Source organism: Streptomyces sp. NPDC055013, from assembly GCF_053608645.1.
In genome coordinates, this window is sequence record NZ_JBSGVW010000067.1 from 1 (window position 1) to 20,106 (window position 20,106).

A 20,106-nucleotide genomic window follows, 5' to 3' on the forward strand; every position below is an offset into this window, starting at 1 on the left:
GCGGGATATGCCCCGGCAAGCCGGGGCATAGAGAACGAATTGCGCAAGCGCAATTCGGATTCCCGCGTAAACGCGGGAATGGAATTCCGTAAACGGAATTCTGACGGGATGTCAATTCGCGCAAGCGCGAATTGAGGGCACCCGCGCAAGCGCGGGTGCCGGGGCTGGCGGCAAGGGGATGTGCATCATGCGCGGGCCTGTGTAGCTCCTGGGGTTCCAGGCCATCACCCTCACAATGGATGTGACGGACCATCGACTCGACAGGTGCCGGCCCCATCGCAGTGACGGGCTCCTCTTGCGCTCCACCCGAACCCCTCCCCTGCTCTCAACTGCCCGAACGGCTAATCCGACGACACCCCATCAGCATACACTCTGACCCGACGCCATGGGGGAGAATCGGCCAAGTGTCATCCTGGAAGGCGAACCTGCCGGAAGGGTGATGCATCACGGGGGCTGGCTGTGTAGAGTCTGGGGACAGACAATAACACCCCGGACACCTCACCCTCCGGGATTCCCTTTCAGATTGCGGGCCGCATTCCGCGAAAAGGAGAGCACGGGAATGGCCGTGAAACTGCGTGAACACCAGGTTGAGGCCGTTGCCGCCATTGTGCGCGGGCTCGATATCCCGCCGGGCGGCATTCCCGTGAATGGCCTGCGCAGTCAGGTGCACGCCGCGTGCGGGACGGGAAAGACCATCATCGCGGCTTCGGCGGCAAAGCGGATCGCTCCCAAAGGGCGCATTCTCGTTCTGGTGCCGACGCTGGATTTGCTGAGCCAGACGGTTCAGGCGTGGAATGCGGCCGGGCACAAGGGGCCTGCAGTCGCGGTGTGCTCGCTCCAGGACGACCCGGAATTGTGGGCGCTGAAAGTCCGGTCCACCACCAACCCCGTGCAATTGGCACTGTGGCACGGCACCGGGCAGGTCATCATCTTCGCCACGTACGCCAGCCTCGGTGTCCTGGCGGAGGCCTTCGAGGGCGTGTACGGGCAGAAGCTCGCTCCGATGGACCTGGTGTGTGTCGATGAGGCGCACAGGACCAGCGGTTCGATGGGTAAAGCCTGGGCGGCCGTGCACAACCAGCGCATCATCCCGGCGGCGCGCCGGCTGTACCTGACGGCGACGCCCCGGATCTGGCAGGAGCGGCCTCCGAACTGGGAGGTCGCGGCGGGGGTGTTGGACCCGCTGCCGGAGATGATGGCGGCCTCCATGGACGATGAGGAGGTCTTCGGGCCCGTCCTGTACAAGCTGTCGCTCGCGTCGGCCGTCTCCCGCGGCCTGCTGGCGCGCTACCAGATCATCGTGCTGGAGCTCCAGGACCCCGTCGTCACGCCCGAGCGGCTGATGGGCGAGGACCGGCGCAGCGAAGAGGTGCGCGGGCAGCGCCTCGGGGCCCTCCAGGCCGCGCTCCTGCACACCATGGCGCGGCACAGCCTGCAAACCTGCATCACCTTCCACCACCGGACCATAGAGGCACAGGCTTACGCGGAGGGCCTGGCGCGGGTCGCGGCCCGGTTGCACGAGGATCAGCCGGACCGGTACCCGGCACAGATCTGGGCGGACTGGCTGTGCGGGGAGCACGTGCCCGAGCGCCGGCGGGGAGTTCTGGGCAAGTTCGGGTCCACGGCGCTGCGTGCGATTCTCTCGAATTGCCGCGTATTGGGTGAGGGCGTTGATATTCGCGCCGTGGATTCCGTGGCTCTTTTGGATCCCAAGGGGGCGCCGCACGATATCGTGCAGGCCATTGGGCGCGCTCTTCGGCAGAAGCCCGGAGAGGGTAAGTTGGCTTCTCTGATTGTGCCGATTTTCTTGCAGCCGGGAGAAGAGCCCGAGGATATGTTCACCTCCGGTTCTTACCGTCCTCTGGTGAAGGTTCTCGAAGGTCTTCGGGCTCACGATGAAGAGGCCGTGGAGCTGCTGGCGATCCCCCAGGAGCCTCAGAAGGCCATGGTGGAGCCGTCGGTGAACATCGGCACGGCGCCCGAGAAAGGTGAGGAAGAATCGCGTCTGCTGCTTCGTTTTGCGGCTCCGCGTGACCCGGTGATGGTCGCGGACTGGGTTTCCTTCAATGTCATCGACACGGAGCGGCAAGATTGGGCGAGGGGCTGGCAGGCGCTCAAGAACTTCACGGAGCGCGAGCTTCACGCCCGCGTGCCCTACGAACACCGGGAGCAGATGTTTCCGCTGGGGACATGGGTGTCGGAACAACGAAGGGCGTACGGGGCCGGGCAGATGACCGGCAAGCGTGCGCAGCGGCTGGAGAAGCTGGGCATGGTCTGGAGCGTGGCGGATGAGCGTTTCCAGGAGAACCTGGCGGCAGCCCGGGTGTACTACGAAAACCACTGGACCCTCTGTGCTCCGAGGTCCGCTGTGGCCTTGGACAAGCCGGTGGGGCAGTGGCTGTCCAACCTGCGGCGGCCGGGTGCGCTCGCCGACAAGCCGGAGTGGGAGGCCGCGCTCCTGGCGGTCGATGAAGACTGGAACCCGGAGTGGCCGGCGGAGTGGCAGCGGCACTTCGCCGCGCTGCGCGAGCTGGTGCGTGACGAGGACGGCCCGGAGGGGGTCCTGCCGGGGTTCACGGTCCACGGGATGGACGTGGGGAAGTGGCTGGCCCGGCAGCAAAAGCCCGAAGTCTGGGCGGCCCTGGCGGAGGGTCAGCGCGAACGCCTGGAGCAGCTCGGCATCAGGCCTCCGGCCCCGGAGTTTCCGAAGCCGTCCACACCCGTCGTGGGGGCCTTCGGGCGAGGCGTGGCAGCTCTGGAGCAGTACAAAACCCGCACGGGCTCGGTGATCGTGCCCAGAACCCACGTAGAGCAGATGGAAGACGGGACCGAGGTCAAACTCGGAGTGTGGATCATGAATCAGAAGGGACGCCGCGCGAGGCTCACCGTCGACAAACTTGCCGCGCTCGCCGTGCTGGGATTGGAATGGGCACGGGAAGGTTAAGGAGTGGGATAAATTTTTGGTTAAGCAGTACTGAGTCCTGACGTGAAGGTGCAGGGAAATGGCATCTGAGGAAGAGCTGTTCGCGTCCGTCGACGCTCTGTTGAACGAGGAGCCGCATCTCCCGCCCCCGGCGGAGCGAGCCCGGCTGCGTGAGGCCGCCGGCATCACCCAGGCCCGCCTGGCCACCGCGTTGAAGACGACGACCCAGTCGGTGAAGAACTGGGAGAACGGCCGCTCGGAGCCGAAGTCGCCGCGCCTGGATGCCTACCAGCGGCTGCTGAACGGGTGGGCGGCGAAGTATCCCGCACACGATGCAGCCTCGGCTGCCGCTACGGCACCGACGGCGACGTCCAGTGAACCGGCCGCGTCCGAGGTGGAGACGACAGACGCCCCGCAGACTTCCACCGTTCCAGCCGCCGGACCGGCACGTCCCGCCACCCGGCCGACCGCGGCATCGCGCCGCCCGGCCGGGAAGAAAGCAGCTCAGCCCGCAGCCGATCCGCGCTTCCCGCACGGCCCGCTCGCGGTCCTGGACGGCGACGGCTGCGCGTACGGCGTCGCCGGCATCGTGCTTGACTGCCCCGCGACCACCGTGGTGGAACTCGTGGAGTGGACGCTGCGCGAGTCCGGCCTCGGTGCGCCACGCTTGCACCGCAACGGCAAGGACAGCGACCCGCTGATCGTCCTCACGGCCGCGGCCGCCGTGAAGCTGGGACTGCCGGAGCGTCTGGAGGGCCACGAGCAGCGCCGCTCCCTGCGCCTGCCTGAGGACCACTCGGTGGTCAAGCAGGTGGGGAAGGCTCGGTGGCAGCTGACGCAGCGTGGGTTCGGCCCGTGGGCGCGGATCTACCGCAAGGCCCAGGGGCGCGAGCGGCAGTGCGTGCAGCTCGCGATCCTGTCGTGGGACGCCCTCGATGAGCGGTCCTGGCCCGGCGTCTCCGAGATGGATCCGGCCGACATCGCCCGCGTCCTCGGTGTGTACGCCACCCGGGTCATCACCCCGCGCGGCTCCACCGCCGTCTCAGGCCTGGAGCTGATGACCGCGCTGCGCCCGCCCACGAAGGCCGTGCAGGACCCTCAGACCGGGAACTGGGGGAGCGGCTACAACCCGGGATCGCTGGGCACGGAGCCGATGGACCCGGCGCCGCCGGAGGCCACCGCCGAGCACCCCGTGGTCGTGAACTCCGGATGGACCGGCGGGTTCCTCAACGAGGAGGCGTACCAGTGGGTTCGCGACGTTGACCTGCTGACGGATGAGGAGTGCACGCTGCCCTTCACGGTCGGCCTGGACCTCAACACCGCGTTCCTCGCCGCCGCGGCCCGCCTGGTCGTCGGCCTGTCCGCCCCCGACCACTTCCACCACCCGAAGTTCAACCCGAAGATCCCCGGCTCCTGGCTGGTCGACCTCAGTCACATCGAGCTGGACCCGCGCCTGCCGTCGCCGTTCACGCCGATCGGCGAGCGTCCGACCGGCCCGGCCTGGTACCAGACGCACACCGTCGCCTACGCCCAGGAGCTCGGCCACGACGTCCACCCGATCGAGGCGTACCTGCGCCGCGAGACCGGCGCGTACCTGGACCCGTGGCACGACCGGCTCAAGACGGCGTACGTCGACACCCTCGCCGACCTCGGTGTCACCAGGGACCTGGACGACCGCCAGTTCCTCGCGGCGATGGAGCGGCACAAGGACATCGACCCGGCGATGGCCGCCGTGCTGGCCGCCATCAAGTCGACCGTGAAGGGCGGCGTCGGCAAGCTGCGCGAGCGCCCGCAGGGCAAGTCCTACAAGGAGGGCGAGCGGTGGCCGGCCCTTCAGCGGCCGACCTGGCGCCCCGACATCCGCGCCGCCGTCATCAGCAAGGCCCGGGTCAACATGCACCGCAAGCTGCTGAACATGTCCCGGATGACGGGCCTGTACCCGCTCGCCGTACTGTCCGACTGCGTCGTCTACCCCTCGCCGGGCGACTCGCCGCTGGACTTCCTGCCGTACGCCGCCTCCGGCAAGCCGCAGCCCGGCGGCTTCTGCCTCGGGCCCACGCCGGGCCTGGCCAAGCTGGAGGGCGTCCAGTCGATGCTGTGGGCGGTCGACCTGATGGAGAAGGGTTACAACCCGGCACGCCACATCAAGGGCGGCGACGCCGTCCTGGACGAAGGAGAGTAAAGCGGTGGCCGGAGAGATCGACGACGCGATCGAGCGGGCCGACCGGGAGAGCTTCACCCGTCAGCCGCCGAAGACGTTGAAGGGGCAGATCGGCTACCTGCTGCGGCAGTTGGGCAGTGCCAAGGCTGTCGCGCAGGAGATCGGTGTCACCGCCGACTCCGTCAACCGCTACCGGCGCGGCGCCCGCAAGCACGCCCGCGCCGACGTCGCCGCGAAGATCAACGATGCGGTACGGGCCCGCTGGCAGCCGCAGGTGCGCAAGCGCCGGCAGAAGCAGGCCGCCACCGCGACCGGGATCACCGTGGAGACGAGGGCCCGCTTCGGGTACACCGCACCGGTCGGCACCACCGACGACGGAAGATTCCGGCGACTCACCGTGCACCTCTCCCCGGCCTACGCACAACGCCTCTTCGACGCCCGCAACACAGGCGCCAGCGACCAGGAGATGCGCGCGATCATCGCCGAGGGATTCAAAGAGATCTACTTCCAAGACGGCGGAGGCCGCGCCACAGGACTCTCCGACGTCACCCTCAACGACATCGACTACCTGGACCTCGACTACTGACCTGGCGCCGGCCGCAAGCCCGGCACCTGCTTGTTGAGCCGAAGCACGATAGGTGTCACAAGCGACGAGATGGGTGGGGACGCTGTTGCTGGCCGCGGGTGCCCTTCGGGTAACTCCCCTACAGGGTGAGATGACGCTGTCGTTCCTGGGGCGGATCGCGGACAGGTACGGCCTGACGGTGCGGAGTCTGCTGTCGGCGGTTTCCGAAGTGGCTGGCCAGCAGGACGTCGTCGGGGCTCTGCGGGGCGACAGTGAGGTGTTCTTGAACGCCGCCGTCCGGGACCGGGTCGCGGCGCTGTGTCGTGTGCCGCAAGAGGACTTGCGCCGTGCGTTGCCGGCCTGGACGCGGGAGGAGCTGCTGGGCCCCTCGCAGGAGAGGCAGGCGGCGCGGCTCCACAACGGGGTGGAGACGGTTGCTGCCTGGGGTCCGGCGTGCCCGGGCTGTGTGGCTGCGCGGACCGGTCGCGTTGCACCAGCCCGGGTGTACCTGGCGGCGCACGAGCGAGTCTGCCCACGCCATCGGTGCTGGCTGATGAGCGTGCCTGGCAGCGGGGGCCGTGTCGTCGGGTTGGCCGGATGCCTGGAGGTGGTCCAGGCGCAGGAGGATCACCGGAGGCTGCTGCGCCGCTCCCCCGTCGCTGGTTCGGCGTTCGAGGTTGCTGAGGCGGTCACAGCCTGGTGGTGGGCGCAGAAGTGGCCGGAAGAAACTCTGTGGCAGGCGAGGCTGTCTGCGACGGTTGTCGAGGGCGAGGAAGCCGGGCGGTGGCGGGTCCTGGCCCGTGGCTTGGTCGCCTATCCGGAGACGGTGGCCGTTGCCGGGGTGTTGGTAGACCAGACGATGAGGCGCCGTATCGCAACCCAGGTGCGCGGCCTGCGCGGCCACCTCCCTTTCTGTCTGGGTGACCTCCCTGTGCTCGTCAGTGAGCTGGCGCGCTGTCTGCGGCGGCCTTGGCTCGTTGATCGCCTGACATCGTGCATGGACGGACCGCTGTTCGCCTGGGCGCACCAGTGGAGCAAGGCGGCGGTAGTGCCGGATGGCGACGGGCAGCGGTTGCTGTGGAAGGTCCATCCCGCGCACCGGCCTCGTCCCTTGGCTGACGAACTCGCCGAGTACCTGCAGGAGGTGGCCGGCCGTGAATCCGCAGAGGCTCCGCCCACCAAACGGCGGCGCGGGCACAGCCGCCAGGCCGACGATGCCTTCGAAGCGGGGCTGACTCGTGCCCGGGCCTACGCGGCTGCGCGGGGGCATCTGGCCACACGGGCGGACACGCTCCAGGACGGCTTTCCTCTGGGGGCGTGGATGACCAACCAGCGCATGCTCCGTCTAGGGATGCCTGCCTGGCGCAGCGCCGCGCTGCGTGCACTGGACCCGTACTGGGACACGCCGTGGCCGACCCTGTGGCAGCGCACCTACCACCAGGCCAGGTGCCACGTCGCGGAACAGGGCCCGTTGGATGCGCGAAGAGGATTTCCCGGTACCGGCCTCAGCCTGGGCGAGTGGCTGTACCTGCAGTGCACCCGGTATCCGGATCTGCATCCTGAGCAGCAACGGCTCCTTGCACGGCTGGGCATCGATGCCGCGGCGGCTCGGGATGCCCGGCCCCGGCGTCGCAGTCAGCGCGCCGGGGAGCAGGAGGCGCTCGCCCATGCCCGGGCCTGGGCTTTGGAGCACGGAAGCCTGGCGGGAGTCAGTGTCAGCACCGTGCATGAGGGCTATCCGCTGGGCAGGTGGCTTTCCGACAGGCGCGGCCAGATGGGGCGCGGAGTGCTGTCGCCAGACCGTGCCGAGGCTCTGGAGCGGATCGACCCGTTGTGGCGGCCACCCTGGCACTTGTGCTGGCAGCGTTCCTACGAGCACGCCTGCCAGCAGCTCCAGCAGGTGGGGGGCGGGGAGTTGGTCGCGGGCTTTCCGCTGATGGACAGGCCGGCGCAGGAGTGGTTGCGCATCCAGCAGCGCCGCTACCACCTCCTCCTGCCGGGCCAGCACGATCTCCTCGACCAGCTCGGTCTGAAGCCGAGACGGCCATCGCCGAGGCACCCGGCGCCACGACCAGTGCGTCTGCTGCGCCCGTGCGGGCCCCGGGGGGCCCACAAGGTGATGAGGAAGGTGCGGAAGCAGTAGGAGGCCTTCCTGCAGTCGCACAGCACAGGCCGCTGGGAGTTCCCCGGCTCGGACAGCGCCCCGACCACCGAGCCGGGTTCGACAGCGCGCTGGTGCACGCCCGGGACTGGGCTGGCGTTCACGGGCACCTGGCCGCTCCACGCGATACACGGCAGAGCGGATTCCCGCTCGGAATATGGCTGTTCAGCCAGCGCAACCGCGCCAAGCAGCGCGCCCGGAAAGGCCAGCCCGCCTCACCGCACCTCGGACAACTGGCCGCGATCGATCCGTGGTGGAACCCGCCGTGGGACCTGCACTGGCAGCGCAACTACTACCGCGCCCGCGACTGCATGCGTGCCGGCCGTGGAGCCGACACGGTGGGCGGTCTTCCCGTCGGGAAGGACGCCCTGGGTATCTGGGTCAAGCGACAGTGCACCCTCTACGACAGCCTCCACCCCGACCAGCAGCAGCTGCTCGCCGCTATCGGCATCACCCTCGAAGCCGCCCGGGCGCGGGTCGGCCCGCGTGACTCCCACCGACTGACCACCACACCGCGCTTCGACACCGACGTCGCCCACGCCCGCTCCTACACGGCCCAGCACGGACACCTCGCCGCCCACGCCGGCGAGCAGCACGAAGGCTTCCCGATCGGGCGCTGGCTGGCCGAACACCGCCAACGCGCCCGCAAAAGGAACGGCACGTCGCCTCAAGCCCGGGTCCTGACCAGCCTGGACCCGTGGTGGAACCCACCCTGGCCGATGCGGTGGCAGTACGCCTACCACCACGCCCGCACCCACCCCGATACCCCACGCGCCAGACAATGGATCACCGCCCAGCGCCAGGCATGGCCTCTCCTACACCCTGACCAGCAGCGGCTCCTGGCCGACATCGGCATCAGCGTGGGCAGGTAGCTCTAGTTCAGTGACCTAGCTGCCGAAGACCGCGTTGAGGGCCTGTTGCCCTTGCTGGATTGTGAGGTCCAGGCCGGCGGATGCTGCGCCGATCTGCGCGAGTCCGCCCATCACGGTGTCGAAGGCGGCACGGATTCGGCCTGGCTGCGCTGTCTCGCTGCTGGCCTCCTCGGCGAGGACTTCGGCGTCGCGGATGAGTTCGGCTTGCTGCGCAGGTTCCATGCCGTAGGTAGGGGCGAGCTGCTGGACCAGGGCCGCGAACTCGCGCATGGCGCCGGGGTCGAAGGCATTGTTGTGGTTGTACTGCTCGACCTTGCCCTGAGAGCCAGCGACGACGTTCGTGCCGGTGATGCTGTAGTAGTCGCCGGGGCGGGTTCGGTTGAGGTAGTCGCTCACGGTCGCTCCAGACAGTACGCAGTCGATGCCGTCGATGGTGATGGCGACGGTCTTGGGCTCGGTGCTGACGTCCCCAACGAGCCCAGAGTGGATAAGGCGCGCCAGGGCGTAGTGCAGTTCCGTACCTGAGAGTTCGTCTCCGGCAAAGTGAGATTCACCAGTGCTCAGAAAGACGGTGGGGGCGGTGGGGCGCTGGTCGTGGGCTGTGGTGTAGAGCCAGCGCAGGAAGGCGTCGGTGGCGTAGCGGTGCCGGGCGGCGGGGTCGCTGCGTAGTTGGGCAAGCCGCCTCAGCTCCACCCGCCCGTCGTCGGTGACCCTGTAGGCGTCGGCCTGATCGAACGATCCCATCGAATCGATCAGACCGTCCCTCTCAAGGACGTGAGCCAGGACCTGGACGTCCTCCAGGGGAACTCCTGACTGCTCGGCGTAGGAGGCTTGTTCTGCGAATCCGTGGTGTGGCTGCTCGCCCAGCCACACCAAGAGTCGAACCAGCTGCGGGTCCTGCTCAATGCCCACCCCGAGGATTCCGGCAGAGGTGGTGAAGCCCTTACCGGTGACCGGCACGGTGACCGGGTATTTCTTGGCAGCACGTTGGTAGGCCTTGTTGATCTCCTTGACATGCTTCTCGATCGCTCGATGGTCTATGTCCTTGTTGGCCACCTCATCCCCCTTCGTAACGTCCTCTTCGAAGAGTAATGAGGAGCACTGACACCAGAGGGGTTCACGTGCCGCGGGAAGAGCAAGGGCCGCCGTACCAAGGGCATAGGGAAACCCACGGTCTAGGGAAGTACGCCGACGGCGGGCCGGGGACCGGCCGGCTCCTGCGAAAACGCCCGCCCGGGTCGGCGAAACGAGACCGTGGTGGAGTGACCGATCATCCCGGCCTCCTGCGGACAGCTCCCCTGCAGGGAGAGACGACCTCGTCGCTGATCTGCCGCATCGCGAGCCGCTACGGGATGGAAGCGAAGGTGTTGCGGTCGTACTGGCAGTGGCGCAACTACCCGCCCGGGCACGACGGCGGGGGCGCGCGGGCCGACGCCGAGGTCCTGCTGAACACGGCCGGACAGGAGGTCCTGGCAGAGCTGTGCGGTGTCGGACAGGACGTCCTGGCACGGGCGTTGCCGTCCTGGGGACAGGAGGACGCCAAGCTGTCGGCCGGAAGGAACGGGGTGCCGGCGGCGGCGTGGCGGACCGGCGGCGCGGTCGCCGGTCCGGTCGCCTTCGGCTGCCGCCTATGCGCGGCCCGGCGCACGGGGACGGCCGTGCGGGTGGTGCGGTACACGCCGCGCTGGCAGCGGGTGTGTGTCCGACACGGGCGGTGGCTCCTGGACGCGGACGCCGACCAGCCTCTTGAACATCTGGACGTGCGGGGTGTGCCGGAAGTGGCCGCGGCCCAGCGCCGGTGGACGGGGGTGGCGCGGCGGGCAGCACGGGCCGGAGTGGAGCCGGAGCGGGTGTTCGCGCTGGCTTATGCGGTGGTCGCCCGGTGGTGGGAGCAGGCCCTGCACTGGGAGCGTGAGGCGGTCTGGCCGCGGCGGCTGCACCAGATCGCGGGCGGCAACGCCGGGACGGGGCTGGCGCGGTGGCGGATCGTGGGCCGGGACGCGGCCGTCTTCCCCGAGGTGGTGGCCGTCGCCGACGCACTGCTGGACCCGGCCATGGCCGAGCTGGCGTGGCACGCAAGCGGCGGGACGCGGCCTCGGGTGCGGGGCGGGGACGACCCGTTCTGCCACCGGCTGGGCGAGCGGGTGGACCGGGACTGGCTGGGGCCGCTGATCGCGGTCGACTACGGCGGCCCGCTGAGCGGCTGGAGGGGCTCGATCGTGCGCGCCCGCCATGGCGGCGGGCCGCCGGGATGGCGGGACGATCCGTGGCATCTGAAGCGGGAGCAGCAGCCCGCAACGATGGCCGGCCAGCTGCGTGTCATGGCGGCGGAGGCACAGGCGGGCGGCTCGGGTACCAGGTGGCGTGCCACGTCTCTGCCGAACACCGCTTCCATATAACGCAGTTGCTCGACGGGGCGCGGGAGGAGCTGGCGCAACTGCGCGGCGTGCAGAGCGGCACCACCGCCGAGGTGGCCCGCACGCTGCTGGAGCACCTCAGCCAGAGTGCCGAGCTGGTCGACCGGGCCGTGCTGCATACCGCCGCCGCGGCTGTCGCGGCCGGGGTGGCGGTGGAGGAAGTAGCCCAGTGGTCGCGCCTGCCCGCCGAGGAGCTGTCCCGGGTGCTCGCCGCGGGCCGTAGCGAAGACTGACGCACCCGGCGGCGGCCGGGCAACGGCCCTGGCAACACAGTCCGCTCTGGGAACGGCGGGTGGTGCCGAAGGAGGGCGGCCAGGCAGCCGGAAAGTGCAGGAGTTCGCACTGACACCAGTGCGTCCGGGTGACATCCTGACCCCGCGCGCACCCCAACGGGCTTACTGCGCACCACAGTTGGGGTTACCGGCCGGTTCGCCTGCGCGGCAGGACAGGCATGGCGTTATGTGGAGTTCGTGATCACCGACAGCAGCCAGGACTGCACGCAGGACGGCTTGCCCGCCGTCGCGGGCAAAACCTGCCGGGTTCCGGAGCCGGGCGCGGTGGAGGCTGAGTTCGCCGGGGCGGACGGCACGCTGGTGCAGCGCCGCTGGGTGGAGGCCGCCGTCGCGGTCAGGTTCGAGCAGCTGGCGCCGGTGGCGGCGTTCCCGGTGGTGCCTGGGCGGCGGTGGGGGCCGGGCTGGTGGTGGTCGGCCACGACCGGGCGGCATGTGATGCACGGTTCGCAGGCGATGTGCACGCAGCTAATGGTCCTGGACCGCGATCCGCGTGTGGTGGGCCTGTCGGCGCGGCCGGTGCGGCTGATCTGGCGTGATCCGGGCAGCGGGCGGGTGCTGACGTGGGTGCCGCAGCTGTTCGCCCGCTACGCCGACGGGAGCGCGCTGCTCGCCGACTGCCCCGCGGCGACGTCGCCCGCCGCCGGCCGGGCCGAGCGCGCCGCCGCGGTGCTTGAAGCGGCGTGTGAGGCGGTGGGGTTCACCTACCGGCGTCTGGCGCCGCCCGAGACAGTGGTGGCGGCGAACGTGCGATGGCTGGCCGGCTACCGACATCCCCGCCACCGTGACGCAGGCGGCCTTGAGCAGGCGGTGCTCAAGGCGTTCGCCGCCGAACGGCCGCTGATGGCCGGGGCCGCGGCGGCGGGCGAGGTCCTCACCGCTCTGCCGGTGCTCTACCACGCGCTGTGGAGCGGCCGGCTGGCCGCGGACCTGACACGGCCGCTGGGCGAGCACACCCTCGTGACGCCCGGCCCGGCCACAGGCGACGGGAAACGGCAGGAGCAGCAGGAGAGTTGAGCAAGCACGTGGTGACCGCCCCTGGTGGGCGGTGTGTTGAGGTGGGCGCTCAGGTCACGTTCGAGGGCCGCACCTGGCAGGTGACCGGCCTGGTCGACGGGCGGGTGCACCTCGTCGCCGAGGACGGGGCCACCGGGTGTGTGCTGGCCGTCCGTCTGGTGTCCGCGCCCGGCTTCTCGGTGACCGGTCCCGCAGCCACGGAGCCGCCGGCTCCGGCGCTGTGGGAGACGGTGCCGCTGACCGCGCAGGAGCGGGCTCTGGCCTGGCTGCGGCACATCCGCGAGGTCGAGACCGGGCTGCCCGGCGGCCCGGCAGGCGGCGGGACGCCCCGGCCCGAATACGACCCGCAGCGCTTCACCCTCGCCGAGCGGGAAGAGGTCAAGGCACGTGAACTGGCCGCGCTGGGCTGGACCAGGGCCAGCCGGACCACGGTGCAGCGGATGCGGCTGGTCTACCAGCGGCAGGGGCTGTGGGGACTGGTTGACAAGCGCCACCTGCGCACCTTCTCCCCCACCGGGCGTACCGACGAGCGGGTGGTGGCCGCCGTGCTGGAGGCCTTGCGCCGGCGCCGCGGCCGGTCGAAGACAACCACCCTGCAGGTCATCGAGCTGGCCGAGCAGATCGTGGCGGACACCTACGGCCCGGGCAGGGTGAAGCTGCCCGGCCGCTCGTCGCTGTACCGGCTGGTGAAGGCGCTGGCGGATCCGGCCGAGCCGCCGGGCAGTGCGGCGCGCACCGCCACCGGCCCGGCCCGCTCGGGCGGCCCGCCGCCTGCGCTGCGGCCCGCCGAGCGGGTCCACATCGCCACCGCCCGCCTGGGTCTGCGGGCGGTGGGCGAGGACGGGGGTGTGGTGCCGGTGGCGGTGACGGCGGCACTGGACGCGGCGAGTGGCTGCGTGCTGGCCGCCGTGCTGCACCCGCAGCAGGACGGGCCGGTTCAGTTGTCGGTGCTGCTGGCCGAGATGGCCGTGCCCAGGCCGCAGCGCCCGGGCTGGCCGGCCCTGCTGGAGCAGGCCCATGCCGGCGGTCCTGCCCGGCGCCTGCCCGCACGGATCGAAGCCACGGCGGCGCGTCCGGCGGCCGTGCCCGAGACGCTCATCGTCGAGTCCACAGCCGCCGTCACCTCCGCTGTCCTGGCCGTGTGCGAGAGCCTGGGCATCAGCCTGGAGCCGGCCCCACTGCGGACGGCGGGCGCAAAGCGCGGCGCCGTGCGCACGCTGGAGGCCCTCGCAGGCCTGTTCTCGCGGCACGCCACCCCGGCGGAAGAGGCGTACGGAGCGGAAGAGGCGGCCGGGGCGTACTGGAGCATGCCGCAGTTGCAGGACCTGCTGGACGAATGGATCACCGTCAGGTGGCACCAGCGCCCCCAGGAGCAGCTGCGCCATCCGCTGCTGCCCCGGGCGGGGCTCGCCCCCAAGGAGATGTGGGAGGTGCTGCTGGGCGTGGCCGGGATGGTGCCGCTGCCACTGGCCGGGCAGCACTACGGCGAACTGCTGCCGGCGCGCCGGTGCGCCCTCACCGATTCCGGGATCCGGCTGGGCGGGCGCCGCTACGACGATGCGTGTCTGGACGAACACCGCGGCCGCGGCCAGCGGTGGGAGGTCCACCACCATCCCCACGACCCGCGGCAGGTCTTCGTCCGGCTGCCCGACGGCCTGCTCCACGCGGTCGGGTGGGCGCAGGGCGAGCACACCCTGCGCCCGTTCGACGAGATGGTCCGGCGCCGCACCGGTGGCGTCCTTGCGCGCCGCGGCGCGGGCGCGCAGCCGGGCAGCGAGACGACCGGCGGTTTCGGTGAGGCAGGGCGCAGTGGAGACGTCGCGGCTGTGGAGGGGATCGTCGGCGCCATGACGGTGCACGACGCTGATGGCGGCGGTGGCGGTGGCCGCGTTGTCCGGGATACCGGCGGGTTTGGGGTGTACGACCCGCAGGCGGAGGCCGAGCTGTGGTGAGCGCACACGGCGGCCGCCCGGTGGCCGGCGCCCGGCACCGGCAGGTGAAGCTGGGGGCGTACGTGACGTTCGAGGGCCGCGCCTGGCAGGTGGCCGCCGTGGCCGGGGCGTCGGTACGCCTCGTCGACACCCGCGGGCAGACCGCCTCCGTGCTCGCCTCCTTCCTGTTCGCCGATCCCGCCTTCGCCGTGGTGGATTCCCCCGCCGCCGCGGTGCCGCCGTGGGGGCTGCTGGAGTCGGTGCCCGAGCGGGAGCGCGAGCGGGCCCTGGCCTGGCAGCGGCACATCCGCGAGGTCGAGACCGGGCTGCCTGGCGGCCCGGCAGGCGGTGGGACGCCCCGGCCCGAGTACGACCCGGCACGGCGGTCGATGGCCGAGCGGGAGCAGGCCAAGGCCGACGAACTCGCCCGGCTGGGCTGGCCGCAGGTCAGCCGGGCCACCGTGCGTCGCATGCGCGCCCGCTACCACGCGAGCGGCCTGCTCGGGCTGATCCCCCGCCGCAAACCGTCGCGTGCGACAGGGCGGGCCGATGAGCGGGTGGTGGCCGCTGTGCTGGAGGCGCTGCGCCGCCAGCGCGGCCGCTCCACCGGCACGCTGAAGGGACTGCGGGAGCTGACCGGGCAGATCCTGGCCGACACCCACGGGCCGGGCGTGGTGGAGTTGCCTGCGCCGTCGACGTTCAACCGGCTGGTGCGCGTGATCGCCGATCCTCTGGAGCATCCCGGACGGCCGGCCCGCACCGCCACCACCACGCCGGTGCGACCGTACACACCTACGGTGGCGCTGCGGCCGGGCGAGCTGGTGCAGGTCGACACCACCCGCCTCGACGTGATGGCCGTCGGCGAGGACGGGAAGCCGGTGCGCCCGGAGCTGACGATCGCTCTCGATGTGGCAACCCGCTCGGTGGTGGCGGCCGTGCTGCGTGAGGAGGGCACCAAGGCCGTGGACGCCGCCCTGCTGCTGGCGGAGATGGCCGTGCCCCATCCCGCACGGCCCGGCTGGCCCGGCCATCTGCACCTGGCCCACGCCACCGTCCCCTACGACCGGCTCCTCGCCCTCGACGACCGGCTGGAACAGGCGGCGGCACGGCCGGTGATGGTGCCCGAGACGATCGTCATCGACCGCGGGGCCATCTTCGTCTCCGCCGCTTTCCTCGCCGCCTGCGAAACCCTGGGAGTGAGCGTGCAGCCGACGCCGCCCCGCTCGCCGGCCGCCAAAGGCGCCGTCGAGCGGACCTTCGGCAGTATCAACACGCTCGTCGCCCAGCACATCGCCGGCTACACCGGCTCCCACATCCTGGAGCGCGGCGAGGCGGCGGAGGACGAAGCACGGTTCACCGTGGCCCAGTTGCAGGAGCTGCTGGACGAGTGGATCACCGCCCGCTGGCAGCACCGCCCCCACGAAGGCCTGCGCCACCCGGTCCTGCCGAAGAAGGCCCTCACCCCGAACGAGATGTGGGGCGCGCTGCTGGGCGCCTCCGGGTACGTGCCGCTGCCGCTGACCGGCGCCGACTACCTGGAACTGCTGCCCGTGCGCTTCCACCCCATAACCGGCCGCGGCATCCGCATCAACCACCGCACCTACGACCACACCTGCCTCAATGAACACCGCGGCCGCCCCTCCCCCACCAGCCCCGGCGGCAAGTGGGAGGTCCACCTCAACCCCCACGACGTGCGGCAGATCTACATCCGCCTGCCCGACGGGCACCTGCACGAGGTCCCGTGGATCCACCGCGACCACGTCCACGCCCCGATGGGCGAGACCGCCTGGCGTCACATCCGCGCCGCCCTGGGCCGGCGCGGCGACCGCGAGGCACACGAGGCCGCCCTCGCCGACACCGCCGACCAGGTCCTGCGCCGCAGCCGCCCCCTGACCGGGAGCACGGCAGCAGCTGCCACCCCGTCCCAGACGGCGGACTCCCCGCCGGGGACACCGCCGGCTCAGCATCCCGCCCAGGCCCCCGAGGACAGTCTCGACGCCGTCGAAGCCAGCGCCCATGACGATGACGATGACGACAGCCAAGCCGGTGGTGAAGAGTCCCCGCCGCCGGCCCGATTCGCGCTGTACGACGCCTTCGAGGAGGCCGAACACTGGTGACCAGCCCCGACACCACGCCCCCCGCCGAGGAGACGTCCGCAGGGGCAGTCACCACCTTCGGCGCCTTCGCCCGGTTCGCCCACGCCGCACCGCCCACACCGCCGCAGCCGGGCCAGGCCCCCCGCTCGCCGGAGGAACGCCTGGCCTACCACTCACAGTTCGTCACCGTGCGCACCCCGGCCATCGAAACCCTCTCGCGCAGTGTGCGCACCCTGATGATCCTCGGCCGCCACCAGAGCGTCACGGCACGCCCGTCCCTGATCGTCACCGGGCCGGCCACGACCGGCAAGACGACCGCGCTGCTCGAAGTGGGCCGGACCTGCCACCTGGCCCACACCCGCCGCGCCTCGCCCGGCGACGACAGCGTGCCCGTCGCCTACGTGCTGGTGCCGCCCGGCGCCACCGCCAAGACACTGGCCGGAGAGTTCGCCCGCTACCTCGGCATCCCCGTCACCACCCGCATGACCACCACGCAGATCACCACCGCCGTCTGCCACACCTACACCGCGGCCGGGGTCAAACTCGTGCTGATCGACGAGATCCACCGGCTCAACCCGCGCACCTCCAGCGGCGCCGAGGCCGCCGACTGGCTCAAAGATCTCACCGAACGCGTGCGGGCCACGTTCGTCTACGCGGGCATCGACGTCACCGACAGCGCCGTGTTCACCGGGGTGCGCGGCGCGCAGCTGGCCGGGCGCGCCTCCCTGATCGACTGCGGAGCGCTGCCCGCCCGGGCCGGCAAGCGGGAGCCGTTCCAGGAGCTGATCGCCTCCCTCGAGCAGGCCCTCGACCTGCACGCCCACCGGGCGGGCAGCCTGCCGAAGCTGGCCTCCTACCTGCACGAGCGGACCGCCGGACGGATCGGCAGCCTCTCCCGCCTGATCCGCCAGGCGGCCATCGAAGCCATCCTCGACAGCAGCGAACGCATCACCAAAGGGCTGCTGGACGGCATCGCGCTCGACCACCTCGCCGAAGAGCACTACCGGCCCCGCAACCCCGCCCGCCGCCGCACCCGCACCAGCAGCCGGTGACCTCCCCGGCCGCGACCAGGCCATCGCCCCCGGTGCGGGCCGCCACCATGTGGCCATCCGTGCCCGGCCCGCTACGCGTACGGCCACTGCCCGGCGAGGCCACCGCCTCCTACCTCACCCGCCTCGCCGCCGCCTACCGCCTCACCCCCGCCCAACTCCTCGACGGCCACGGCATCACCGCCACCGGCACCGAGCACGCCCCGCCCGCCGCCGAGATCCGCCTCAGTGCCGAAGCCGCCCGCCGCCTGTCCGGCTTCGTCCGCGTCCCCATCGCGCACCTCACCCGTGCCCTGCCCCATCTGCGCCCGCCCGCGCCCTCGTCGGCCAGCACCGGTGCGCACGGCACGGCCACCGCCCGCTGGCATGTGGTCGAGACCGCCCTGCAGCCGCTGCCGGCGTGCACCGCCTGCACCATCGGCCGCAGCCCGCACACGGCAGCCTCCGCGTGGATCCACCCGTCGCCGGGCCTGCCCCGGATCATGATCTGCACCCGCCACCAGCAGGCCTCAAGCGACCCCAGGCATCCCGCGCCCCTCGACATCCGAACTGTCCCCGAACTCACCCAAGCCCACCTTCGCGCGCGCCGCCCGGCGACACCGCCCTCCCTGAGCTGGGCATCGACGATCACGACGCGCTGGTACGACCACCATCAACACCTGCACCAGTGTTGGCGGACACGCCTCAACCGCCTCACCGCCGCCAACCCCCGCATGTCACCAGGCCCGGCCTCTCCCGCCCTGACCTGCCGCGAGCTGATCACCTATCCCGAGACCCTCACCCTCGCCGCGGCCTTTGACCGCCCGCCCCCGCACCCCCTGACACGCACACAGCAAACCGCCTTCCTCCACCAACTCGCCGGCCGCCTCCAACTGCCCCGCCTCGCACCCGCCGACCACGACCTGCTCTGGAAACGCCTGACCACCCGCTGAAAAAGCCCACGCCCCGACCTGCCGAAAACAGCCAGCAACTCCCCCTACCTACAGGCGCGCCAACCACACTGCGCAAAACCCGCCACCACACTCAGCTCACTGCGCAGCCATAAACGTCCAGCTCATCCCACACAATCACCCGCCCCGGCGCCTCAACCCCGCGTAAGCCTCCCCCACGGAACAGACACACCGCTCAGTACAACTGAGCAACGGCAGGTCCCAACCAAGATCAATAAGCAACCACGTCAGCTACGCCACACCTGCGGATGGTGGAAACCGACGCGATGTCCCACATGCAGGACATGATCGTCGAGGCGGTCCACCGCAACAGCGGGTGTCGCGACGGGCTGATGGACCATGTCATCGACGGGCCCCCGGGCACCGGCAAGACGTGCCTGCTACGGGCGATGGGACGCACCGCCCAGAAGGAGATCGAAGCCGCCACGAACGGCAGGCAGCAGAACACGATCCCGGTCGTGCACATCACCACCCCAGCGGACCCGGAGTCGAGGGTGAACTGGATCTGGGAGATCGGCTCCTACCTCGGACTCAACCCCGAACCGAAAAACCTCGCGGAAGTCCTGGAGATGCGCAAACACCAGGACGTGACCCTGCCGGTCAACTACGTCCTGGAGACCGCACAGACCCGTCTGCTGCTCATCGACGACATCAACCGCGCCTCACCGCAGCACCTGGCGAACGTACTGCCCTACTTCGACTACCTGCGCGAGAAGCTCGGCATCTCCATCGTCTTCTGCGGCACCGGCGCCAGCCACCGCCTGCACCAGGCCCGCGTCCTGGCCCAGGACCTGATCCGGGTCAGCGAGGAGAACCGGGTACGGCTCGAGCGGGCGGACCGGCCGGCGGCGCCCGTCTCGCCTTCCCCTGCCGCACTGCTGCCGGTGACCTGGCTGCACCCCCTGCCCCTGGACACCGGAGACGACGAGACCTTCCGCCGTGTACTGGCAAGCTTCGAGGCCGATCTGAGCCTGTACCGACTCGAGGAGAACGCTCTGAGCCAGCACGCCGTCGACCTGCACCAGCGCACCGGCGGCTACTTCAAAGCCCTCTCCTACGTCGTCTCCACCGCCGCCGTCATCGCGATCCGCAGCGGCAGCGAGAACATCACCATGAAGGAAATCGACGCCGCGACAGCCCAGCTCGGCCCCTGAAACGAGCCCGCGCGTACGCAGTTGGCAGCCAGACCGGCGCTCACTCCCGCGGCAGCAGGATGTGACAGATCCGGCCCAGCAGGGGTCCGCAGCCTGAGCTGGGTTGGTGACCGGCTTAGGCGGTTTCGTTTGGATCATCGGACGGACCAGAGGAAGATGCCTGCGATGTGGAGTCCGGCCAGGTAGATCGTGGCTGTCTTCTCGTAGCGGGTGGCGATGCCTCGCCACTGCTTAAGGCGGTTGATGCACCGCTCGACGGTGTTGCGCTGCTTGTAGGTCTCGCGGTCGAAGGCCGGTGGTCGGCCGCCCCGGCTGCCGCGTCGCCGTCGGTGGCCGCGTTGGTCCGCGGGGACGGGGATCACGGCACGGATGCCGCGTCGACGCAGGTGCTCGCGGATCGCGCGGGACGAATACGCCTTGTCCGCCAGGACCATGTCCGGTCTGGTGCGCGGCCGACCACGTCGTCGAGGAACACGCAGGCGGGCCATGACATCGGTGAAGGCCGGTGCATCGCCGGCCT

At 70.7% G+C, this 20,106-nt stretch carries 15 protein-coding genes; 13 read left to right on the forward strand and 2 right to left on the reverse strand.

Annotated elements, in window-relative coordinates; translation table 11 throughout:
• Window positions 1–559: 559 nt before the first annotated feature.
• From ACWGDB_RS41040 to ACWGDB_RS41060, 5 genes are all read left to right on the forward strand, one after another.
• Complete coding sequence (locus ACWGDB_RS41040; RefSeq protein ID WP_453827151.1) at window positions 560–2,944, forward strand: Helicase associated domain protein; 2,385 nt, start codon at window positions 560–562, stop codon at window positions 2,942–2,944.
• A gap of 58 nt (window positions 2,945–3,002) precedes the next feature.
• Window positions 3,003–5,105: a telomere-associated protein Tap gene (gene tap, locus ACWGDB_RS41045; protein ID WP_453827152.1), complete on the forward strand. Its 2,103-nt coding sequence runs from the start codon at window positions 3,003–3,005 to the stop codon at window positions 5,103–5,105.
• A 4-nt stretch (window positions 5,106–5,109) separates the two neighbouring features.
• Window positions 5,110–5,670, forward strand: coding sequence for a telomere-protecting terminal protein Tpg (gene tpg / locus ACWGDB_RS41050; RefSeq protein WP_453827153.1), 561 nt, complete (start codon window positions 5,110–5,112; stop codon window positions 5,668–5,670).
• Between the two features lie 130 nt (window positions 5,671–5,800).
• Window positions 5,801–7,792, forward strand: a complete 1,992-nt coding sequence (locus ACWGDB_RS41055; RefSeq protein WP_453827154.1) for a Helicase associated domain protein — start codon at window positions 5,801–5,803, stop codon at window positions 7,790–7,792.
• A gap of 92 nt (window positions 7,793–7,884) precedes the next feature.
• On the forward strand, window positions 7,885–8,682 hold the full coding sequence (locus ACWGDB_RS41060) for a helicase associated domain-containing protein (RefSeq protein ID WP_453827155.1): 798 nt from the start codon (window positions 7,885–7,887) through the stop codon (window positions 8,680–8,682).
• Window positions 8,683–8,697: 15 nt separating this feature from the next.
• On the opposite strand, the gene ACWGDB_RS41065 is transcribed toward ACWGDB_RS41060, so the two are convergent.
• Complete coding sequence (locus tag ACWGDB_RS41065; protein WP_453827156.1) at window positions 8,698–9,738, reverse strand: hypothetical protein; 1,041 nt, start codon at window positions 9,736–9,738, stop codon at window positions 8,698–8,700.
• A gap of 206 nt (window positions 9,739–9,944) precedes the next feature.
• Here ACWGDB_RS41065 and ACWGDB_RS41070 point away from each other — a divergent pair, with 206 nt between their 5' ends.
• The 8 genes from ACWGDB_RS41070 to ACWGDB_RS41105 all read left to right on the forward strand — a co-directional run bounded on the left by ACWGDB_RS41070 (window position 9,945) and on the right by ACWGDB_RS41105 (window position 19,586).
• Window positions 9,945–11,081, forward strand: coding sequence for a DNA-binding protein (locus ACWGDB_RS41070; protein WP_453827157.1), 1,137 nt, complete (start codon window positions 9,945–9,947; stop codon window positions 11,079–11,081).
• 47 nt (window positions 11,082–11,128) lie between these two features.
• Window positions 11,129–11,332, forward strand: coding sequence for a hypothetical protein (locus ACWGDB_RS41075; protein ID WP_453827158.1), 204 nt, complete (start codon window positions 11,129–11,131; stop codon window positions 11,330–11,332).
• Between the two features lie 237 nt (window positions 11,333–11,569).
• On the forward strand, window positions 11,570–12,406 hold the full coding sequence (locus ACWGDB_RS41080; RefSeq protein ID WP_453827159.1) for a TnsA-like heteromeric transposase endonuclease subunit: 837 nt from the start codon (window positions 11,570–11,572) through the stop codon (window positions 12,404–12,406).
• Window positions 12,403–14,358 carry a transposase gene (locus ACWGDB_RS41085; RefSeq protein ID WP_453827160.1) on the forward strand — a complete coding sequence of 652 codons (1,956 nt, stop codon included), beginning with the start codon at window positions 12,403–12,405 and terminating at the stop codon, window positions 14,356–14,358. Before ACWGDB_RS41080 ends, ACWGDB_RS41085 begins: the two co-directional genes overlap by 4 nt.
• The gene (locus tag ACWGDB_RS41090) at window positions 14,352–16,454 is read left to right on the forward strand and encodes a transposase (protein ID WP_453827161.1); all 2,103 of its coding nucleotides are present in this window, start codon (window positions 14,352–14,354) and stop codon (window positions 16,452–16,454) included. Before ACWGDB_RS41085 ends, ACWGDB_RS41090 begins: the two co-directional genes overlap by 7 nt.
• Window positions 16,451–17,485, forward strand: coding sequence for a TniB family NTP-binding protein (locus tag ACWGDB_RS41095; RefSeq protein WP_453827162.1), 1,035 nt, complete (start codon window positions 16,451–16,453; stop codon window positions 17,483–17,485). The genes ACWGDB_RS41090 and ACWGDB_RS41095 overlap by 4 nt, the downstream gene beginning before the upstream one ends.
• Window positions 17,486–17,544: 59 nt before the next feature.
• Window positions 17,545–18,414, forward strand: a complete 870-nt coding sequence (locus ACWGDB_RS41100) for a TniQ family protein (RefSeq protein WP_453827163.1) — start codon at window positions 17,545–17,547, stop codon at window positions 18,412–18,414.
• A gap of 284 nt (window positions 18,415–18,698) precedes the next feature.
• The gene (locus ACWGDB_RS41105; protein WP_453827164.1) at window positions 18,699–19,586 is read left to right on the forward strand and encodes an AAA family ATPase; all 888 of its coding nucleotides are present in this window, start codon (window positions 18,699–18,701) and stop codon (window positions 19,584–19,586) included.
• A gap of 134 nt (window positions 19,587–19,720) precedes the next feature.
• On the opposite strand, the gene ACWGDB_RS41110 is transcribed toward ACWGDB_RS41105, so the two are convergent.
• Window positions 19,721–20,106 (reverse strand): transposase (locus ACWGDB_RS41110; protein ID WP_453827165.1); only part of this gene is annotated, 386 nt, incomplete at its 5' end.